The 20,129-nt window shown below is 51.4% G+C and carries 14 protein-coding genes; 7 read left to right on the top strand and 7 right to left on the bottom strand.

All coding sequences use genetic code 11. The annotated features are described in order from the left end of the window. Window positions 1-48: 48 nt before the first annotated feature. The 4 genes from B153_RS0102840 to B153_RS0102825 form a co-directional block, all read right to left on the bottom strand. A complete protein-coding gene (locus B153_RS0102840) occupies window positions 49-699 on the bottom strand; it encodes a GDSL-type esterase/lipase family protein (protein WP_020595152.1) in 651 nt (216 codons plus the stop codon). A 3-nt stretch (window positions 700-702) separates the two neighbouring features. Next, window positions 703-1,320, bottom strand: coding sequence for a hypothetical protein (locus B153_RS0102835; protein WP_040760633.1), 618 nt, complete (start codon window positions 1,318-1,320; stop codon window positions 703-705). Window positions 1,321-1,420: 100 nt separating this feature from the next. Then, complete coding sequence (locus tag B153_RS0102830; RefSeq protein WP_020595150.1) at window positions 1,421-4,159, bottom strand: NHL repeat-containing protein; 2,739 nt, start codon at window positions 4,157-4,159, stop codon at window positions 1,421-1,423. Window positions 4,160-4,339: 180 nt separating this feature from the next. Beyond that, a complete protein-coding gene (locus B153_RS0102825) occupies window positions 4,340-5,686 on the bottom strand; it encodes a UDP-N-acetylmuramoyl-tripeptide--D-alanyl-D-alanine ligase (RefSeq protein WP_020595149.1) in 1,347 nt (448 codons plus the stop codon). A gap of 90 nt (window positions 5,687-5,776) precedes the next feature. Here B153_RS0102825 and B153_RS0102820 point away from each other — a divergent pair, with 90 nt between their 5' ends. Both B153_RS0102820 and B153_RS0102815 read left to right on the top strand, forming a co-directional pair. Then, a complete protein-coding gene (locus B153_RS0102820) occupies window positions 5,777-8,035 on the top strand; it encodes an FG-GAP-like repeat-containing protein (protein WP_020595148.1) in 2,259 nt (752 codons plus the stop codon). An 84-nt stretch (window positions 8,036-8,119) separates the two neighbouring features. Continuing rightward, the gene (locus B153_RS0102815; protein WP_020595147.1) at window positions 8,120-8,485 is read left to right on the top strand and encodes a hypothetical protein; all 366 of its coding nucleotides are present in this window, start codon (window positions 8,120-8,122) and stop codon (window positions 8,483-8,485) included. A 106-nt stretch (window positions 8,486-8,591) separates the two neighbouring features. Here B153_RS0102815 and B153_RS0102810 read toward each other — a convergent pair whose 3' ends face one another. The 3 genes from B153_RS0102810 to B153_RS0102800 form a co-directional block, all read right to left on the bottom strand. Continuing rightward, on the bottom strand, window positions 8,592-14,273 hold the full coding sequence (locus B153_RS0102810; RefSeq protein WP_157634549.1) for a choice-of-anchor E domain-containing protein: 5,682 nt from the start codon (window positions 14,271-14,273) through the stop codon (window positions 8,592-8,594). 318 nt (window positions 14,274-14,591) lie between these two features. Then, complete coding sequence (locus B153_RS0102805; RefSeq protein WP_020595145.1) at window positions 14,592-15,650, bottom strand: response regulator; 1,059 nt, start codon at window positions 15,648-15,650, stop codon at window positions 14,592-14,594. Then, complete coding sequence (locus tag B153_RS0102800; protein WP_020595144.1) at window positions 15,628-16,845, bottom strand: PAS domain-containing sensor histidine kinase; 1,218 nt, start codon at window positions 16,843-16,845, stop codon at window positions 15,628-15,630. The genes B153_RS0102805 and B153_RS0102800 overlap by 23 nt, the downstream gene beginning before the upstream one ends. Window positions 16,846-17,070: 225 nt before the next feature. Here B153_RS0102800 and B153_RS0102790 point away from each other — a divergent pair, with 225 nt between their 5' ends. The 5 genes from B153_RS0102790 to ygiD all read left to right on the top strand — a co-directional run bounded on the left by B153_RS0102790 (window position 17,071) and on the right by ygiD (window position 19,991). Next, window positions 17,071-17,391, top strand: a complete 321-nt coding sequence (locus B153_RS0102790) for a thioredoxin family protein (RefSeq protein WP_020595143.1) — start codon at window positions 17,071-17,073, stop codon at window positions 17,389-17,391. A gap of 18 nt (window positions 17,392-17,409) precedes the next feature. After that, window positions 17,410-17,823, top strand: coding sequence for a hypothetical protein (locus B153_RS0102785; RefSeq protein WP_020595142.1), 414 nt, complete (start codon window positions 17,410-17,412; stop codon window positions 17,821-17,823). 54 nt (window positions 17,824-17,877) lie between these two features. Continuing rightward, complete coding sequence (locus B153_RS0102780; protein WP_020595141.1) at window positions 17,878-18,459, top strand: Crp/Fnr family transcriptional regulator; 582 nt, start codon at window positions 17,878-17,880, stop codon at window positions 18,457-18,459. A 113-nt stretch (window positions 18,460-18,572) separates the two neighbouring features. Beyond that, window positions 18,573-19,094 (top strand): NAD(P)-binding domain-containing protein, encoded by a 522-nt coding sequence (locus tag B153_RS34520; protein WP_020595140.1) that lies wholly within the window; start codon window positions 18,573-18,575, stop codon window positions 19,092-19,094. Between the two features lie 63 nt (window positions 19,095-19,157). Next, complete coding sequence (gene ygiD, locus B153_RS0102770) at window positions 19,158-19,991, top strand: 4,5-DOPA-extradiol-dioxygenase (RefSeq protein ID WP_026261869.1); 834 nt, start codon at window positions 19,158-19,160, stop codon at window positions 19,989-19,991. Window positions 19,992-20,129: the final 138 nt, after the last annotated feature.

Below are 20,129 nucleotides of genomic sequence, written 5' to 3'. Positions count from 1 at the left end.
TTGAACCAGCCGCCATTCCGATTCAGGTAGGCACACTGGTTAAAAAAACTATTTCAAATACGGTTTCAGTACCTTTTGCCAGCGCTCGTAGCCTGCCGGAAGCATATGCAGACTATCGGCCCGAAACAGTTCAGGAACGGGCTGCCCATTTTTCAATAGCATCACCGGCCGGATATCGACAAACTGAGCGTTTCGCTGTTTTTCCAGATACCCTTTGATCAGGCGATTGGCGGCATCCATCTCCGGAAAATATTTCCGACGCGACGGGCTGGGTTTCAGCGAAATGAATGTAAAGGTTGTGTTAGGCAATTTCTGCCGGACGTGCTCGAACAGTGTAACCAGGCGTTCATACACTTCCTGTCCGGTCTTCCCAGCCGCTACATCGTTTTCGCCCGCATATACCACCACCTGTTTTGGGTTGTAGGGCGTAATGACCCGATCGGCATAGTAGATCACGTCGCTCAACTGCGATCCACCGAAACCGCGCTGCAATACGGGTTTATTCGGAAAATAACTGGTAAGATTTTCCCATAGCCGGATTGACGAACTCCCCGTAAAGACAATGGAATTTCGGGGCGCAGGCGTAGTTTTATCCGCCTGCTCAAACGCCCGAATCTCCGATTCAAACGCATGTTCCTGTGCAAACAGACAGATTGGTAAAAGGACAAAAAGAAGAAGTTGGGTGAGTCGATTAGTCATTGGTTATGCAATCCAGAATCTAAAGGTATCAATAAGGACCCAGGCATCTTTTACTTTTTCAAGTATCACTAATTCGCCACGCCCGCAGGTTCCACCACAAACAAAACTTCCGAAAAATAGTGCTTTTGTTTTATCTATGTTATAGGAAATTTTCGAGAGCCTGAAAAGGTAGTACATTCTCTCTTTGTCTTGGTGCTCGATGAGCGACCGTTTACGAAACTGAGAGAGCAGTTGAATGGGATAGTGAACCACCAATTTTGCCGGAACCAATACCTGCTGTTGCCCTAAGCTTGACCGTTTAAACTCCTCAAAGACAGAATACCATTCTGACGCTTGCACCTTGTGGCAACAAGCTGTATCATTCAGATAGTGACAGCGATCTGCCCGCCCAGCCAGGATTGACCAGTTCACTTTTGGATGGATGTCGCGCGGAGCTATCCCGGTCGAATCATCAATAATCATTGCCCCCGCAGAAGGCACATTTTTATAGAATGCAAATTCATTAAGGTAAGCTGAGTAAACTGCATAATCATCGCTGGTAAGGCCAATCGATGGCTTTTCCCAACAACAGATACTGGCAATCAGCATACTTAGCAATAAGATACGCGTATAAGTAGCCATTCTATTTCAGGTTAAAATCTCCCGTTAATAGATGACCACAGCAGGGTTTTCCATAAAACGCTACCTTAAAATTGCGACTCAGTATAAGCAGAACACCTATTCAAAAAGAAATACGCCCTCCTGAGTTGATCACTAACGTACCGTTTTCTGTTAACTGCCTGGCCTGAACGGCCTGATTGACCGTTACCTGGTGCCCGACCGAAAGCGTAACGGAATCATACTTGCCTGGTACACAGCTACAGTTCCAGGTACTGGCATTTGACCAGTTTCCATCCTGAACGCTGGCAATACGGCCATAAACTGTCACACTGGTCGATGATGAACATCCGAGGGCTGTACCCGTCACAGAATAAACGCCAGACGTAGTAATCCCGATCGAAGCGGTTGCGGCACTGGTCGACCAAAGATAGGTAGTAGCCCCCGAAGCCGTCAGGGTAGTCGTTTGTCCACCTGTAATGGTCAAACTGGGGTTGGCTGTAATGGTCAGGCTGGGAACAGGATTGACCACCAGAGTAACGCTGGCTGTCGGGCTGCTCGATCCATCGGTAGCCGTAACCGCAATCGTATAGGTTGTGGGCGTGTTGACCGTCGGAGCCGTAAAGGAGACTGAAGCTCCGGTAGCCGACAAGCCTGCTGGTTGGCTGGTCCAGGTATAGGACGACGGCGTAAAATTGGCGGCTGTTGCTGTCAGGCTAAACAGCGCTCCCGAACAAGCTGCGGCAGGACTGGCCGGGTTGATCCGCACGATGGCAGGGCCTGCCACCTTTCGCACCCGCTGGTTATCGGTATCGGCAATGTAGAGATTATCATTTCCATCCACGGCTATGTTTAGTGGGTTGGCCAGACTAGCAGCCGTAGCCGGGCCACCATCTCCACTAAAGCCATAAAACTCATTTCCGGCGACCGTTGTAATAGTACCATTGGTCGATACTTTTCGAACACGGTTGTTCTGTGTATCGGCAATATAAAGATTACCATGCGTATCAATGATCACATCGGCAGGGTTGGCCAGGTTAGCGGCCGTGGCAAGTCCATTGTCGCCACCAAATCCAAACGTACCGTTTCCGGCTACGGTCGTAATACTACCTGCTGGGGTTACCTTGCGGATTCGATGGTTCCCCTGGTCGGCAATGTAGAGGTTCCCGCTACCATCCACCGCTACGCCAGCCGGATAGTTCAACTTAGCGGCTGTAGCCGATCCGCCATCGCCACTATAACCGGCAGTACCAGTCCCCGCCACGGTCGTAATACTACCCGCTGGGGTTACCTTACGAACCCGATTATTCTGTGAATCAGCGATGTATAGATTACCACTCCCATCGACAACTACCCCCGCCGGAAAATTCAGGCCAGCTCCTGTAGCGGCTCCGCCATCCCCACTGAATGCAGCCGAGCCAGTACCGGCAACGGTCGTAATACTTCCCGCTGGGGTTACTTTACGCACCCGGTTATTCCCCTGATCGGCAATGTACAGATTTCCACTGCCATCGATGGCCACGCCAGCCGCGTTGGCCAGGCTGGCACCCGTAGCCACTCCCCCATCGCCACTAAACCCATACGTACCATTCCCCGCAACAGTCATGATACTACCCGGAGTCGATACTTTTCGAATACGCTGGTTTTGCTGATCGGCAATGTAGAGGTTCCCACTGCCATCGATAGCCAGCCCGAACGGGTTCGACAGACTGGCCGCCGTCGCTAATCCACCATCCCCACCATAGTTGATGGTGCCATTCCCGGCTACAGTCGATATGATCCCACTTGTCGATACACCACGTACCCGATTGTTCTGTGTATCGGCAATGTAAAGCTTGCCGCTCCCATCAACGACTACCCCACCAGGCGAATACAAATTCGACGTTGTCGCTGTAGCTCCATCGCCATTATATCCGGCCGTACCATCACCCGCAACGGTGCTGATGATCCCCCCATTCGTTACCATTCGAATACGATGGTTACTGGCATCTGCGATGTAGAGATTGCCACTCCCATCGATGGTTACTCCAAATGGGTTATTCAGACTAGCGGTAAGGGCCACGCTGCCATCGCCCCCAAAACCTGCGGTGCCGTTTCCGGCAACGGTGCTAATGATGCCCGTGGTCAATACTTTACGAATCCGATTATTCTGAGAGTCGGCAATGTACAGATTCCCACTACCATCGACCGCAATTTCGGTTGGGCTGTTGAGTTTAGCGGCCGTCGCCGAACTGCCATCGCCCCCAAAACCTGCCGTAGCACTACCCGCTACCGTTGTAATCGTACCCGACAAATCAACTTTTCGGATACGATGGTTTTGCTGGTCGGCAATGTACAAGTTCCCGCTTGCATCCAGCGCTACCCCGGTGGGGTTGGCTAAGGTAGCCAGGGTAGCCTGAGCGCCATCGCCACTAAAACCCGCTGTCCCATTCCCGGCAACCGTTGTAATGCTGCCCGCCGGTGTTACTTTACGGACACGGTTATTTTGTGAATCAGCGATGTAAACATTCCCGCTCCCGTCAACAACGACACCCGCCGGATTGGCTAAACTGGCTGAAGTCGCCTGACCACCATCCCCCCCAGAACCATAGCTGCCATTTCCGGCTACGGTTGTGATGATACCTGAAACGGATACTTTCCGGATTCGATGATTGCCCTTGTCAGCGATATAGAGGTTCCCGCTCCCATCGAGGGCGACACTAAACGGGCTCGATACGTTAGCCCCCGTCGCTAATCCGCCATCGCCTTTTAGCGAAGAACCCGCTATCGTCGTGATAGTCTGAGCCGCAAGCTGGGTATAAATCGAAACAAATGTGACACTTAATACCAGTCGGAGAACATAGGTAAGGAGAGGAGCCTTCATTATGAAAAAGGATTGAGTAGAGCGAGTTAGTCTATTCTACTAACTCCACAATCCATATTCACTAGCAAAATTTATACCTAATTATCAACCATTTATCATTAATCGACTGAATACATGGGCTTATTGCCTGAAATGTGTTAAAGCGATAAAGCCGACCAAAGGCCGTATTGATATAACCGCTTAAATAAACGGCACAACCGACTCCAGGCTCATTCCCCGAGATCCTTTCACCAGAATGTGTGTATCGGTCATGGGATGGTCCATCAGCCAGTTATGCAGCGAGAATTTATCGGGAAAATAAAAGGCCTGGGGCAGATACGCCAGGGCAAACTTCATGTCTTTACCCGCCAGAATCACCCGCTCGAACTTTCCCTCCGCAATCAGCTTGCCCAACGCGGCATGTTCGGCTTCGCTCTCATCACCCAGTTCGTACATATCGCCCAAAATCACAGCTTTATGCATGGCTGGCATAGTCGCAAACTGACGAATGGCAGCCGCCATCGAGCTGGGATTGGCATTATAGGCATCAAGCAGGATGGTATTCGTTCCTTTCGTAACTACCTGCGAGCGGTTGTTGGTCGGGTTATAATCAGCAACAGCCCGGTTAGCGTCGTCGGGAGTTATCCCGAAATAATCACCGATGGCCAGAGCCGCCAGCATATTCTCGAAGTTGTAACGGCCGGGCAAATGGGTCGTAACCTCCTGCCCGGTGGCATCCCGGTAAATAACAACGGGCGATTCCTGGATTAGCTCAATTGGTTCACTTGCCGAGTCGGCGGTAGAGGCTTCGGCTGCCGGGTAAAAAATGACTTGGGCAAAGGTCGTTTCGGAACGATAGGTTTTGAGTCGGTCGCGATACAGGGCGGTCAGGATTTTATCGCGCGAGTTGATAAACACCGTCTGGCCATGCTCCATCAGATAGTCATACAGTTCGCCTTTTCCTTTTTTTACGCCTTCAAACCCACCAAATCCTTCCAGATGAGCTTTCCCCACGTTGGTGATCAGGCCATGCGTCGGTTGGGCAATGGAGCAAAGCAGTTCGATTTCTTTCTGGTGGTTAGCCCCCATTTCGACCACAGCCATCTCATATTGTTCATTGATAGCCAACAGGGTAAGCGGCACACCAATGTGGTTGTTGAGATTCCCGACTGTAGCATAGGTCCGGTACTTTTTCGACAACACGCCCGCAATCAGTTCTTTCGTGGTTGTTTTTCCATTCGACCCCGTCAGGCCAATTACCGGAAACGTAAACGTTTGCCGATGGTGCCGGGCCAGATCCTGCAAAGCCGTCAGCGTATCGGCCACGAGCAGACACGAACCTGCCAGCGACACACGGTCGGCTACGTCGGCATCATCGACCAAAGCATACCGGGCTCCCGAAGCCAGCGCCTGCTCAGCAAACTGATTCCCATCGAATTTGTCTCCTTTCAGCGCCACAAACAGACAGCCGGGCGTAATTCGACGCGTATCCGTAGAAATAGCGGTACATTCCAAAAATTTCTGATAGAGTTGTTCAGTGGATACCATGCCGATAGACTTAAATAGATGCTTCGTTCGTTGTTTTCGTGAATTGGCTGATATACTGAACTCAGCCGGTTTGCAAAGGCCCAAAATTAGATGAAAAAGCTATTTACGCTTTGTTTTTTGATGCTTCCCTATTTTATCCATGCCCAGTCGGGTGGTAAAATTGGGTTTCGGTACGATCAGACTCCGACGGTTAGTGTAAACGGAAAACCCTTGCTAAACCCCTGGGCAGGCGGACTCAATTCGGCCCAATACTCAACCATTCGGCTGAACAACGATGCCCGCGATGATTTGGTCGTATTCGATCGGAGTACGGGGAAGGTCAATACGTTTGTTGCCATCGACAACCCAACCGGCAGCGGCATCGCCTGGCGGTACGCGCCCGAATACGAAACGGCTTTCCCGATCAATGTATATAGCTGGCTGCTACTAGCCGACTACGATGGCGACGGCCGAAAGGATGTGTTTGCTGCCAGTTCGGCCGGGGTGCAGGTGCTGCATAACGAATCGCAGAATGGGCAGGTGGTGTTTAAAGCAGCAGCCAATCCACTTCTGACAGTTGGCCTGAGTGGGCTCCGTATCCCGATCTATGTCGCTGGTACCGATATTCCGGCCATTACGGACTTCGACGACGATGGAGACATCGATATTATTACGTTCGATTCGGACGGAAACATCCTGGCCTATCAGCAAAACATGAGCGTTGAGCGAACGGGGGCCAAAGGACTTGATTTTCAGCGGATGGGCAATACCTGCTGGGGCCACTTCCGGAAAGAGTTCTGCAATGATTTTACGTTTGGCTTTCAATGCGACGACAATGTCGGTGGCCGGGTAGCGGCTTCGTCAGGCACCCAAAATGCCAGGCTCGCTAAACCCCTGCATACAGGCAATACCCTTACCGTTGTCGATACAGATGGCGACGGGCATAAAGATCTGTTGTTTGGCTTTGTAAGTTGTGAAAATATTGCCCGGCTGAAAAACGCAGGTCCCAACAACGACAAAGCCAATTTTGTGAGTTACGACAGTCTGTTTCCAGCGGCTGCTCCCATTCTGTTCCCGGCTTTTCCGGCTACCTATTGGGAAGATGTGGATGGTGATGGACAGAAAGATTTACTGGCGTCGCCCAATGTAACCTCCAACGATGGGTTTGCCTTCGATTTTCGGGCATCGAACTGGTTTTATAAGAACACAGGCACCACCCAAAAACCCGTCTTTCAACTGATTCAGAAAGATTTTCTGCAAAACGACATGCTCGACCTGGGCGGACGGGCGGCCCCTGCCCTGGCCGATCTGGATGGCGATGGCGACCTGGATATGCTGGTCGGGTTTGGCGGTGTTGGCTTAGGCAGCAGCTACCGGGCCGGTATATGGCAGTTTGAAAACAAAGGCACCTTACAGAACCCAGCCTTTGCGCTGGTTACAACCGATTACCTGGGGATGTCTAAATCCCTGACGCTGACCAATACGGTTCCTTCTTTTGCCGATGTGGATGGAAATGGCAGTATGGACCTGATTCTGACGGGAGTAGGGACCAGTGCCCTCGAAATCCGGGTACTCCTCAACACAGCCGCGAAAGGCTCGGCTGTTCAGTATACGCTGGCGAGTGCCGTGCGCTGGCCTAAACCAGATGTCGTAGGCCCCTATGATTTGCTGACCGTAACTGACGTGGATCGGGATGGGAAAGTAGATATGCTGATCAGTCTTTACAATCTGGGAACCATCCTTTACTACCGAAACACCGGGACGGCCACGGCTCCATCGTTCCAGTTACAAAGCCAAACATTTGGTGGCTTTACCAACGATGATTACACCTATGCCAAGGCTCGCTCGCTGGTAGTAGCCGATCTGAATGGAGATCAGATAAACGAACTGATAGCAGCCGCCGACAACGGCACTGTCCGGGTTTACCAATTCCCCGAAAAACCTGACCAGTCGCTCACCCTGATCGACTCATTAGCCTCCATTGGCGTACCGGGAAAAGGGTTGATTGCCACGGTCGGGGATCTGGATGGCGATCAGCTTCCAGACCTGATTCTGGGCAGCGTGTCGGGCGGATTGCGCTACCTGAAAAATACGTCTCAGAAAGTGGTCATTACCGGCACGACCGACGAACCAACTGGTCCCTGGGCATTTCCGAATCCAACCGATCGCTATCTGACCGTACGCCCACCCTTTGCCGGGCGGGTGGAGCTACTTTCCTTGTCGGGACAAACCATGTTGCCCGTACAGCCCGTAGCAATTGATGCCGATACGGTACTGGACCTGGGCAACCTGCCCGATGGCAACTATCTCCTCCGGCTAACAGGAGACAATCGTCCGGCTCAGGTTCAGAAAATTGTTGTCTGGAAATAAATCCAAACTCTTTTTTTCCTAACTAGTTAAAGAATAATCACGAATGGTCATCCTGACTTACCCTTTCTAACCAGTAACACGACTATGGAAAATACAGACAATGCCGATATGCAGAGCCCTAACCAGGCTATGGGCAATTCGATGAAGGGTGTATCGCCCCAACACAATGATCTGCCACCCAACGATGAAAGTGACGACACGGCTATCTATACAGGACTGGGAGTCAACAATCAGCCCGACATCATGAATCCCGGCGATGAAGAAGCCTCCGACACGGTACTACATACAGATACTGCCACCGCCCGACACGCTACCGATGCAGTGTCGAACGATGCTGAGGACGATGAGTTCATGAATGACTTTGCCAATTCTGACCTCTCCGACGACGACATCGACGAGCAAATCATTGAGCTGGCCGAGGAAGAAGATGAGGGAAATGAACGTTATTAGCAGCCCCTTTTCACCCTAATAAGCACTAAAAAAGCCGTCAGAATTATTCCCTGACGGCTTTTTTAGTGTCACTGATTTACCAGACTTTATCTGAACTACTGGTTCGTTATTTTACGCGCCTGATCACCAGCGGAACGCATGAAGTAGGTGGACAATTACAAACCGTTTGCCCCAGCAATACCGTCTCGTCCCGATAACAACCCAATCCATTGGTGATTCGGATCGTGTACGACTGCCCCGCCACCGATGCCGGATTGGGTAGGTTAGCTACGAGTATACCATTCTCAGGTACAGGGGCAGACGATCCACCCGCTATTATCTGAGCCGAGTTGAAGCTACTTCCTACGGATACCTGGTAGAAATAGTGGGTCGTATCACCTATGCTCAATGTCCAGTTGCTTATCACAATAGCCCCAGTCGCATTGGTCGTATTCGTGGCCGTATTGCAGCTTGGCTTCTGTGCAACAGCCTGATAAACGGCTACCGAATCCTCCACAATTACTGTTGGACAACAGGAGCCATCAGGGCACTGACCAATCACTTCCCCATTAGCAACGACGGAGTAACTACCTGCCTGTGTAGCGGTGTAGGAGCTTGCCGTAGCCCCCTGAATAGCTACCCCATTACGATACCACTGATACGTACCTAAACCTGACGTAGTACTCAATTCGACGGCGTATTGACTGCCTTTACACACATGAATAGGCGCCGGACAGGTGTAGGTACAGCTAGCAGGGGCGCTATACGTTGCGCTGGCCGAAATGCCCCCGGTGAGTGTAGCAACAACCGTATGCAACGTAGCATCCGATGCTCCTGTCACACTAAAGGATGCGGTCGTCTGACCGGCCGTTAACGTCTGGCTACCGATCAGGGCGCCCTTGTCGGTCAGCGTAAGGGTCGAACCGGCCACCACATTACTCAACGACACCGTAGCCGTAGCCGAGTAGTTGTTAGTTGCACCGTTACAGACCGGACTGCCCACTACAACTGCCAGAGCAGGGGCAGCTATTGTACACGATGCCGGAGCGGTGTAGGTTGATGTAGCCGTTGAACAACCGGGCAAACTGGCGGTAATCGTATGTGTACCTCCATCCGAAATCAACCCGTTGAATGCCGCTATGACGGTGGCCGAGTTGGCAGTGGTCGTAGCAAAGGTCAGGCTCTGTCCCGCTGTCGAAACCGTCAGCACACCCGCTGTCGAATTGGTCAACTGAATCACCGCTGTAGCCGAATAGGTGTTGGTGGCACTGGCACAGATACCCGCCGTAGTTGCTGCACTGATACTACACACTGGAGCGATTGAACAGGAAGTCGGAGCACTATAGGTTGTCGTTGTGGACGAACAGCCCGACAAAATTGCCGTTACAGTATGTAAACTTCCATTCGAAGTTAAACCATTGAATACGGCCTTAGCCGTCGTTGTCCCATTAGAAGCAGCTACCGCAAACGTCAAACTAGCAACCCCGTCACTGACTACCAACGTACCAGCGGTAGGATTATTCATGGTCACCGTTACTGTGTTGGAGAACGTATTGGTGGCACTGGCACAAAGACCTGGCGTAGCCACCGCACTTACGGAACATACCGGAGCCACAGAACACGAAGCAGGGGCCGTATACGTCGTTGAAGCTGCTCCACAGGCCGTAGCACTGCTGGTAACGGTTACTGTATGAATAGCTCCATCACTTTGCAACGTCGTATAACTAAACGTAATCGACGTAGTACCCGCAGCAGCTGTCAATGACCGTACATAGCTGCCATCGGTCAGGGTTAGCGTCTGACTTTCGGGGCTATTGGTAATTGCAATGGTACCCGACAGTACATACAGATTGGTAACCGGATTACAGTTCGATCCCGAAGCCGTTACCGACAAGTCGCAGGCAGGGGCTACTGAGCAGCTAGCCGGAGCTGTATAAGTCGCCGTGGTGCTGGAACAACCGGGCAGACTAGCTGTGATGGTGTGAGACGAACCATCCGAAATCAATCCATTGAAAATACCCACATAGGTAGCCGAACTCACGGCTGTGGTGGCAAAGGTCAGGCTCTGCGACCCGGTCGAAACCGTCAGCACACCCGCCGTCGGATTGCTCAACTGAACCACCGCTGTAGCCGAGTACGTATTCGTCGCACTGGCACAGATGCCTGCGGTTACTACGGCACTAATCGAGCAAACAGGAGCGATTGAGCAGGACGCTGGAGCCGCATAGGTCGTCGTATTTGTCGAACACCCTGGCAGGCTTGCCGTTACCGTATGCGTCGTTCCATCAGAAATTAACCCATTGAATGTCGCTGTAAAGGTATTTTGAGCGTTGGCCGTCGTCGAGAACGTCAGCGTTTGCCCTCCGTCACTCACCGACAAAGTCCCCGCTGTTGGATTGGTTACGGTCACCACCACAGTCGATGAGTATGTATTCGTCGCCGTTTGACACAGACCCGCTGTAGCCACGGCACTTAGGGAACATACCGGAGCCACGGAGCAACTGGCCGGAGCCGTAAAGCTGGCCGTTGTGGTTCCGCAGCCGGGTAAACTAATCGTAGCTAGATGCGACGCTCCATCCGAAACCAACCCATTGATGATAGCCGTAAATGTTCCCGTATTGGCTGCCAGTGTCTGACTGATGGGCGTTGCCGATGGAAGGCTGACGGTAATGGTTTCCGCTGGAGCATTACTCAGACTGACGACCACGGTAGCCGAGTAAGTATTGGTGGCACTGGCACAGATGCCCGCTGTGGCTACAGCACTGATCGAGCAGACGGGGGCCACGGAGCAGGAAGCCGGTGCGGTATAGGTATTGCTAACTGGAGAGCAGGCTCCATCCGAATACGTTGCAGTTACGGTATATACTTGTCCATCGCTAACCAGTCCTGAATAACTGAAGGTACCCGATGCGTTACCGCCGAGTAAGGTCAGGCTACGGGGCGAGAAAGCTCCCGAACTGATGGTAAGTGTACCACTGGTAGGCACATTGGTGGTCGTCAGGGTTCCTGACAGCACATAGCTATTAGTTGCAGACTGACATAGGTCCGGAGTAAGCGTCAAGGCTAGTCCGCAGGGGGCAACCGTGCAGGAAGCAGGTGCTGAATAGGTAGTCGTTGCGGTGCCGCAACCGGGCAGACTCACCACTACCGTATGCGAACCCGTACCGGACGCCAGCCCCGTCAGCGAGTAGGCGACCGATGTGGCGCTGGCCCCTACACTGACCGTTGTCGATTGGGTTCCGTCGGTAACGGTAGCCGTCCCCCCACTGGTGTTGGTCAGGCTGATCGTCCCATTGACCGTGTATTGGTTTGTAGAACTATTGCAGGCCGTTGGTGTCGCTGTTGCAGCAACATCACAAGCGGTACAACTATAGGTATACACAACCGTAGCCCACGCAAAAGCCTTGGTTCTTTGAGCAGCGATTATATTTCCCCCACCACCTGAAATACTAAATCCATTCAGGGTGTTTGCCAATAAAGAAATATTGCCGCTTCCTGTGAACTGAGCCAGATCAGCTACCGCCGAATAGCTATTGCTGCCCGAGGCTGTGAACGATTGAGGAGCCCACACATAAATATCATCATCAGTTGTCGGATCACCCGTTGCGGTCGTTACCCAGCGAGGGTCCAGACGGGGGTCAATGTAGATGTCATCTTGAAGTGGACTAAGCCAGGAAGACATCCCCTCCAGGGTCGATATATTTGATCCACTGCCGTAGGGAGCATCGCCGGGATAAGTACCCTGTGCCGTTACTGTAATACCCGCAGGCAACGTTACAAATCCGGTAGTGGTATTAGGCAGCAAAGCATCTGCAATTTGAGCGCCATTCAGGGAAATAAATGCATCGCCATTCACGGTAGCCTTAAAAGTCTGCGGATTAACCGCTGCATTTTCGAACAGGAAGTTGGTCGCTTCAGCCACTTTGTAAGTCAGCACGACACCCGTCAGCGTGCGCTTTCCACCCCCATCATCAAACTTAGACAAAAGCAAGGGCACATCCGTAAGCTCGGTGGTCTGGAAGGGTGTCTGGTAGGTATAGGTGACCGACACGGGTGTACTACCTACACAGGCTATTGCGGCACAGGTACCAGGATCGACAACTGTTACCTGAGTGGTACAGGTAACGTTATTGACATCGGTGATCGTCAGCGTAATATTTCCCTTCCCTGCCGTTCCAATAGCAGTACGAAATGGGGTAGGATATGCATAACTCAGGGCGGTAAACGAACTACCATCCGATAGGGTCAGTGGAATGGAGTTACCTGCCTGCATGGCCGTAACGGTAAATCGACTAGCCTGTACGGCATTGTACGGCGTAAGAACGAACGTAATATAGTCATCCGTAGTAGTGTCCAGGGTTCCATTCGAATTACAAGTAGCCTGAGCAGTAGCCGAGATCGAGCAGACAGCAGCAATTGTACACGTTGCCGGAGCCGTGTAGGCAGCCGTTGCGGTGCCACACCCCGGCAGGCTTACCACAACTGTGTGCGAACCCGTGCCCGAAGTTAGTCCCGTCAGCGAGTAAGCAACGGAAGTGGCGCTGGCCCCTACACTAACCGTTGTCGACTGGGTTCCGTCGGTAATGGTAGCGATACCTCCACTGGTGTTGGTCAGGCTGATCGTGCCACTAACGGAGTACTGATTAGTCGTTGGGTTACAGGTTGTTGGGATAGCCGTTGCGGTCAACGAGCAAACGGCCGGACACGTAATGTCTGAGCACAAAAACGCCAGGCCTTTCGCCCGTTGCAACGATGTCTGCGAATTGTCGTATGGAATATAAACACTGGCCGATGAAGTAGCAGGATTTATCTGGTACACACAAGCCGTTGTTGCACCTGACCCTACATACACGTCATTGTCAGGACCCAGTGCAATGGCCCAAAGCGGACTATCAGGCGCTCCCGCAGTAGCAGCCGGAGCCGATGTACTAATACTACTACCGATTAAATTACCCGTACCCCCATCCCGATGTTCGATACTATTATTATTAACGACCCACAGACTTCCATCTGAGTCTACGGTAACTCCCACGAACAGGTCGGGAAACTTAGTCTGATTAGCCAGCGTGCTATTCACACTCAGGGTAGCCGGATTGAGCGATAGAATCCGGGTTGTCGAGTTGGTGGCTCCTCCATTCAGAAAATCGGTCGGATTCCAGCCTGTTGTGACATACACGTTTCCATTAGTCGGACTTACACCAACTCCCCATAGGTAATCGGTTGTCAATCCGAATGAACTATTCGACGCAAAACTGGTATAGGTAGTCGGAATACCCGTACTGACATCATATTTGTATAACCCCTTTTGAGCGGCTACAAATAGGTTATTGCCTGCAGGGTCGACAGCTATACCTAACGCATAATCAGAAGGCAGATTGATCGTACCCTGTAAACCATTACTGGTATAAACGCTTATTTCGCTCCCTCCTGTAGTAGCAATGTATACCTTCTTATGAACGACATCCACCGTTACCCCTTCTGAAGAATTGGTGGAAAAACCTGGACTACAGCCATTTGTAGAATACGTAGGGGAGTTGACCATACTACCCGTATAGGGGAAGTCGAAGATATGCAGACTGCCCGACGTAGCTCCAACGGGATAATCGGCTACCAGAAGATACTGTTCACCCGTGCAGGTAGACTGGGCCTGTACCGACCTGCCCGGTAAAACCACTAATAAAAATAGGCTTATTACGGCCAACGCCCCCCGTGCGTAGTGGCTAATGGGGTCTGAAATTACTTCCTTCAGGCAATGAAGTTGTCTAATAAGGGAGTGGGGGGCCTTCCCGATTGAACTGCAGGTAGACATACTTTGCATAACTAAAAGTTAAATGATGCAGGAAACTCTAACGTTAAATACAGAGAGCCTCCAACTAACTTCTAGGTTTGCAAATGGTATACCAGCAGTGGACAATTCAGGACTATTTAGAAATATTATCCACTCATTAGTTACTTTTTCAAATACTAATTAATTAATTTTTTATATTATTAACATAATATACCCTACAATCCATTATCGTTAATTTCAATAAATGAACTACCAGCATGCTCAATTACTATGCCAGACAAAGACAAAACGGACACGTTAATTACCAAAAATAAAATGTTCGTATACTAATATGTTCGACTACCAGTTTGCCCGACGTAGCTTCTCAGGTTGAAGCACCCGAATACCGGCCCCCGTAATCTCGATCAGGCCGTCGTGCTTGAATTCGCTTAGGGTACGGATCAACGACTCGGTGGCAGTACCAATTACCGATGCCAGATCATCGCGGGAGAGTTGAATCGGCGGAGCAGGCTCGCCATTGGGCAGGGGTTCCTGCAAACGTAAGAGCGCATTGGCTACGCGCCGACGCAACGAACTATACGCCATGCCCAGTAGCTGGTCTTCCCGATCGCTGATTCGCCCAGCCAGCATCCGCACAAACTCCCGCCCTACTTCAGGATGCACGGTCAGCAAATGGCGGAAGTCTTCTTTGGGGATGTAAATCAGTTCGGAGTCATCGAGTGTCAGAGCCGATTCGGTGTAGGGCTTTTCTTCAAGCAGGGCCAGATCGCCAAAAAAATCACCGACTCCGTAAATGCCGGTCACCAACTCTTTTCCATCGTTGTTGGTCCGAATGGTTTTTACACGGCCACTTTTCAGGAAGTAGAGCCGGGTGGGCTCATCCCCTTCGGTATACACAAACTGTTTTTTGGCAACAAAATGCGGTTTACGATCAATAGACAGCCGTTGAAGCCCTTCTACCGCACTTACATCGTCCAGAAACTCGTTAAAACCCTCCTGCTTGAGGTTATAGCTCTCCGATCGGATCTTAGAAAACCGATTCAGCCGTCCCTCAACGGCACTGAGCAATTCCGATTCGTCGAACGGTTTGGTCAGGTAGTCGTCGGCCCCTAGTTCCATCCCTTTACGGAAATCTGTACGCTCCGATTTAGCCGTCAAAAAAATAAACGGTATACTCGCCAGTTCAGGATTCTTGTTGACAATATGCAAAACGCCATACCCATCGAGTACGGGCATCATAATGTCGCAAATAATCAGATCCGGCCGCACAGCGAGCGCCATCTCTACCCCAACTTTACCATTGTTGGCAGTCTGTACTGTATATCCGGCCAGCTCCAGAATTTCAGCGGTGTTTTCCCGGATATCGTCATTATCTTCAATCAGCAGAATGGTTTTCATAGGGAAATGTAATCGTTACAGTAGTGCCTTCGCCTAACTGACTGGTCAGTACAATAGTACCACCCAGCAATTCGAGGTATTTGGCAACAATATGAAGTCCGAGGCCCGTACCCGCAAAATTGGTGGCGTTCTTGGCCCGGAAAAAACGTTCAAATAAATGCTTCTGGTCATCAGCCGAAATACCAATTCCCTGGTCGCGAATAGTCAGTTGAAACGCGGTTTCGTTGCAAATAGCATCCAGGTCAATGCGCTGATTTTCTGTCGAATACTTTATCGCATTCGACAACAGGTTGACAACTATCTTACGCAGCAGAGAGGGGTCGCTCCGGATCAGTTTCGGGCAGTTGACCTGCATCTGAATCCGCTGCCCGGCTTTCAGCATATCCTGCAAATCAGTGACCACCTCGTTGATCAAACCGGCTAGTTCTACCCACGACCAATTGGCCTCCAGACGGCCTTCCTCCAATCGGCCGACCGACAGAAACTCTTCCAGAATGGTATTGAGATGATAGACCGACGCTTTGATCCGTTGAATGTGCCGGATTCGTTTATCCTGCTGCTCGGTAGCGGGGTATTTTTCAATGAGTGAGGCCGAGGTCAGAATAGCACTCAGTGGAGTTCGGAACTCATGCGACGCCATCGACACAAAGCGCGATTTCAACTCCCCCAGTTCCCGCTCTACCGCCAAGGCTTTGGCGAGTTCATCTTTCGACTGCTCTAGCTGATGAAGCGTTGCCATGAGGGCATGCGTTCGATCAACCACCTTTTGTTCCAGCTCGGCATTGAGTTGTTCGATCCGGGCTTTCTGAGCCAGCAGGGTCAGGTCGGCCTCTTTTTTGGCCGTAATGTCGATGATATAGGCGACGGTCAGCAGGACCGTTGCCCGATAAAAATAACTCAGACTGATTTCAGCCGGGAATATTGTATTGTCTTTGCGTTTGGCATACAGATCCCGCCCATGCCCCATAGAACGCACCTGGGGATGGGCGTTGAAGGAGGCCCGTAGCTCGGCATGACGAGGAGCAACCGGACCAGGCACCAGCGCGTCGATGGATAGGCCGGTCATTTCTTCCTTCGTATACCCAAACAACGTGTGGGCATGCCGATTGGATGATACGATACGCCCTTGCTCATCCGAAACAATTATGCCGATGGTGGCGTGGGTGAAAACGGCCTCAAACGAGTCGTCGAACATGATAAAGATTCTGTTAATAACCACCTGCCTACAGGTGGCTCAGTCAATACATCAGCAGGGTTTCTGCCGGTCAGATGTATACAACCTGACAAAAATTACTTCCAGGTGCAAAGTAAATGGCTGGCAGACGCAGCCGACTGATTTTAATCAGTTGGGATACTGATCTGTATCACCTCCGGCCGAAGCGAAAAAAGGCACCTTTGAGGTATTAATTGGCTCAATGTCATGGTACCTTACTCATCCCTGGTAACGACCGTTCCACAAGTTCCTGTGTTGTTGGTGTTTACGTCGTCCTCAACGGCGCAACGGACTGACGTGGATCAGCTTCTGGATAAAATGCGTTCGGTGCTATACCCGAATGTACAAATCATGCGGGTGAACGAAAGCAGTCATCCCGAAGTCGTACGCAGTTTTGGCATAACGTCTTTGCCTGCGTTTGTCTTACTAAAGCGGGGCCTGGAGCTATGGCGTTATGCAGGGCCCGTCGATCATCCCGATCTTTTCAATCAGTTAGAACTTCAGTTGATCCAGACTTCCACCAACTAGTCATTAGCGCAAGCCCTCATGAACTCAACAACGAATTCGACCCATCAGCCCGTAACTACCGCATCCTGCCACCAGGAACACCAACACTGGCAACACATTATCCATCAGCAGGCCGAAGAGATTCGTCAGCTTCGGGCGCTGTTGCTCGACGTGATGAACCACTACAACAGCCGAAGCCTTCGCCACGATGCCGTTGATTACTTCGAAGACCTGAGCCATCTGCAGGCCAAGCTGGATCAGCTCAATCGGAATCTGATCTGTACAGGCACCGATTGCCCGCCCATCCGGCAAACGCTCAGTTGCTCCGATACGCATTTCGGGCTATCGGCCACGATTGAGCGCCACACGACCGCTTTCATGCATGAATTTACGCGGGTGAAAGATGGCTGTCTTCAATTTTTGTCGGGCATGATGAGCCTGAATATGTTATAGATTTGGTGGCAACACGAGCCGGTCGTATACTTGCTGTGATCTTTGCTTCGCACAATGTACGACCGGCTTCATCAGCATATTTCGCGTCTGGTTAGCCTGACCGACGATGAGTTTGCCTTTCTGAAAACCCTCTTCATTCCCAAGAAACTTCGCCGGAAGCACGATCTGCTCCAGGCAGGTGACGTCTGTAAATCGATTGCCTTTGTTGAAAAAGGGCTCCTAAAAGCGTATACTGTTGATGCAAAGGGAGTTGAGCATATCCTTCAGTTTGCCCCCGAAGACTGGTGGATATCGGATCTGTATAGCTACCTTACGGGTGAGCCCTCCGACACCCAGATCGATGCGCTGGAAGATTCGGAACTACTACTTCTGGAACGGGGCAACATGGATATAATGGTAGAAAATATCCCAAAAATGGAGCGATTTTTCCGAATCACGCTTCAGAATAATTACATAGCCTCGCAACGCCGGATCAAAAGCGCGCTAAGCCAGTCGGCCGAAGAAAAGTACGCGGATTTTATCCATCGATACCCCGACATCGTACAGCGCGTTCCTCAACACATGATTGCTTCCTATCTGGGCATCACCCCCGCTTTTCTGAGCCGGATTCGGGGCCGTAAGGCACATCCTGATTGATTTCCATTGACCTAGTACAACGTTTTTTCTTGTCCTAAGCCATCGTTTCCAGCCGTGGTGTAGTGGTAATTTTGTTCGGTCAACCGATCGAAACGAACTGACAACGGATCATTATGAAGCCAACGATCGCCATTATTGGACTAGGAAATGCGGGCTCTTTATTGGCCACCCGACTGGCAGGGCATTCGTACCGATTGCTTCTTTTCGATCAGGATCGATCGAAAGCGCAGGCATTGAGGGAAACCCTCTTGCAGACTGTACATTCGGTCGATGCGGAAGCCATGGACTGCAAGGTGACGGCCTGTTGGGAAGCCGATCTATTGGTACTGGCGGTTTCTGAGGCCAGGAAGAAAGTAGTAGCTGAGCAGATTCGGCAGGTGGCTACCTGCAAAATTGTGATCAGCCTCGCAACCCTTTCCAGGGCGGACCAATCCGGTGCGCATTTGAGCGGGGCCGTCCAGCAGTGGCTTCCCGATTCAAAGCTTGTCAACGTATGGCTAGCGCCTGCTGAAGATGCTCATTTACCCGACAGCGCCTTTCTTTCGGGCACGCATGAGGGCGCCCTGGCTGTTGTTTCGGAATTACTAACCGTTGCCGCTCTGACACCGATTGAGGTCGAAGACTGGTCGGCTTAACTAAAACCCTTCGCCATGAAGCGAGATCACTTTTTAAAGACGATTTTAACCGGGGCCATTACCATGAATAGCTTATCTGATTTTAAAAAATTCACCGCTGACCTGGACGAAAAAGGGCCGCTGATGCCGGTGTTGTTCGTTGGTCATGGGTCGCCCATGAACGGGATCGAAGACAATGAATTTAGCCGTCGATGGACGAAAATAGCCACTGAAATTCCGACGCCAACGGCTGTACTGGTTGTGTCGGCACACTGGTTCAGCCGGGGCACGAAAATTACAGCAATGGATTTTCCGGAAACCATCCACGACTTTGGCGGATTTCCGCAAGCCTTGTTCGATGTGCAGTATCCGGCTCCCGGCAATCCGGCATTGGCCCGGGAAACCGCGTCGCTGATACATTCGGCTCAGGTAGAACTGGCGCACGACTGGGGGCTCGATCACGGCACCTGGACCATTGTTCGGCATATGTATCCCGACGCCAAGATTCCCGTTCTGCAACTGAGTATCGATTTCACGAAAGGTACCCAATTCCACTATGATCTGGCTCGGGAACTGTACACACTTCGTAAGAAAGGGGTCCTGATTATGGGCAGTGGCAACATGGTTCATAATCTGCGGATGGTGGCCTGGGATAAGATGAACGTACCCAACTACGGCTACGACTGGGCGCTATTGCTGAATGATCGCTTCAAGCAACTCATCAGCGATGGTGACACCAAACCGCTAATCAACTACAATCTGCTGGGTCGGGAAGCAGCTCTGGCCATCCCCACACCCGAGCACTATCTACCACTGCTGTATACGCTTGGCCTGAAAGGCAGCAACGATTCGGTATCCTTCTTCAACGACCGGGCCGTAGCCGGTTCGCTGACGATGACCTCGGTTAGGCTGGGCTAGGGGCAAGGGGCCACGGATGGCTCGGGTGGCAGGGATTGTTCAGGAGCCGTACGATACAGCCTTACTATTCCGAGCTATCCCTGCTCCCCGCATTATGCCCCTGCTATCCGGGCAACCCCTGCCATCCCTGCCCCCCGC

The sequence above is a fragment of the Spirosoma panaciterrae DSM 21099 genome, from assembly GCF_000374025.1.
Lineage (GTDB): Bacteria > Bacteroidota > Bacteroidia > Cytophagales > Spirosomataceae > Spirosoma > Spirosoma panaciterrae.
Note: the sequence above shows the minus strand (reverse complement) of the source record. Positions and strands in the feature narration are given on the sequence as shown.

Excerpts from the sequence above, each read along its gene's own strand:
- B153_RS0102840 (WP_020595152.1), bottom strand. The coding sequence starts at position 699 with ATGACTAATCGACTCACCCAACTTCTTCTTTTTGTCCTTTTACCAATC.
- B153_RS0102835 (WP_040760633.1), bottom strand. The coding sequence starts at position 1,320 with ATGGCTACTTATACGCGTATCTTATTGCTAAGTATGCTGATTGCCAGT.
- B153_RS0102830 (WP_020595150.1), bottom strand. The coding sequence starts at position 4,159 with ATGAAGGCTCCTCTCCTTACCTATGTTCTCCGACTGGTATTAAGTGTC.
- B153_RS0102825 (WP_020595149.1), bottom strand. The coding sequence starts at position 5,686 with ATGGTATCCACTGAACAACTCTATCAGAAATTTTTGGAATGTACCGCT.
- B153_RS0102820 (WP_020595148.1), top strand. The coding sequence starts at position 5,777 with ATGAAAAAGCTATTTACGCTTTGTTTTTTGATGCTTCCCTATTTTATC.
- B153_RS0102815 (WP_020595147.1), top strand. The coding sequence starts at position 8,120 with ATGGAAAATACAGACAATGCCGATATGCAGAGCCCTAACCAGGCTATG.
- B153_RS0102810 (WP_157634549.1), bottom strand. The coding sequence starts at position 14,273 with ATGTCTACCTGCAGTTCAATCGGGAAGGCCCCCCACTCCCTTATTAGA.
- B153_RS0102805 (WP_020595145.1), bottom strand. The coding sequence starts at position 15,650 with ATGAAAACCATTCTGCTGATTGAAGATAATGACGATATCCGGGAAAAC.
- B153_RS0102800 (WP_020595144.1), bottom strand. The coding sequence starts at position 16,845 with ATGTTCGACGACTCGTTTGAGGCCGTTTTCACCCACGCCACCATCGGC.
- B153_RS0102790 (WP_020595143.1), top strand. The coding sequence starts at position 17,071 with ATGGTACCTTACTCATCCCTGGTAACGACCGTTCCACAAGTTCCTGTG.
- B153_RS0102785 (WP_020595142.1), top strand. The coding sequence starts at position 17,410 with ATGAACTCAACAACGAATTCGACCCATCAGCCCGTAACTACCGCATCC.
- B153_RS0102780 (WP_020595141.1), top strand. The coding sequence starts at position 17,878 with ATGTACGACCGGCTTCATCAGCATATTTCGCGTCTGGTTAGCCTGACC.
- B153_RS34520 (WP_020595140.1), top strand. The coding sequence starts at position 18,573 with ATGAAGCCAACGATCGCCATTATTGGACTAGGAAATGCGGGCTCTTTA.
- ygiD (WP_026261869.1), top strand. The coding sequence starts at position 19,158 with ATGAATAGCTTATCTGATTTTAAAAAATTCACCGCTGACCTGGACGAA.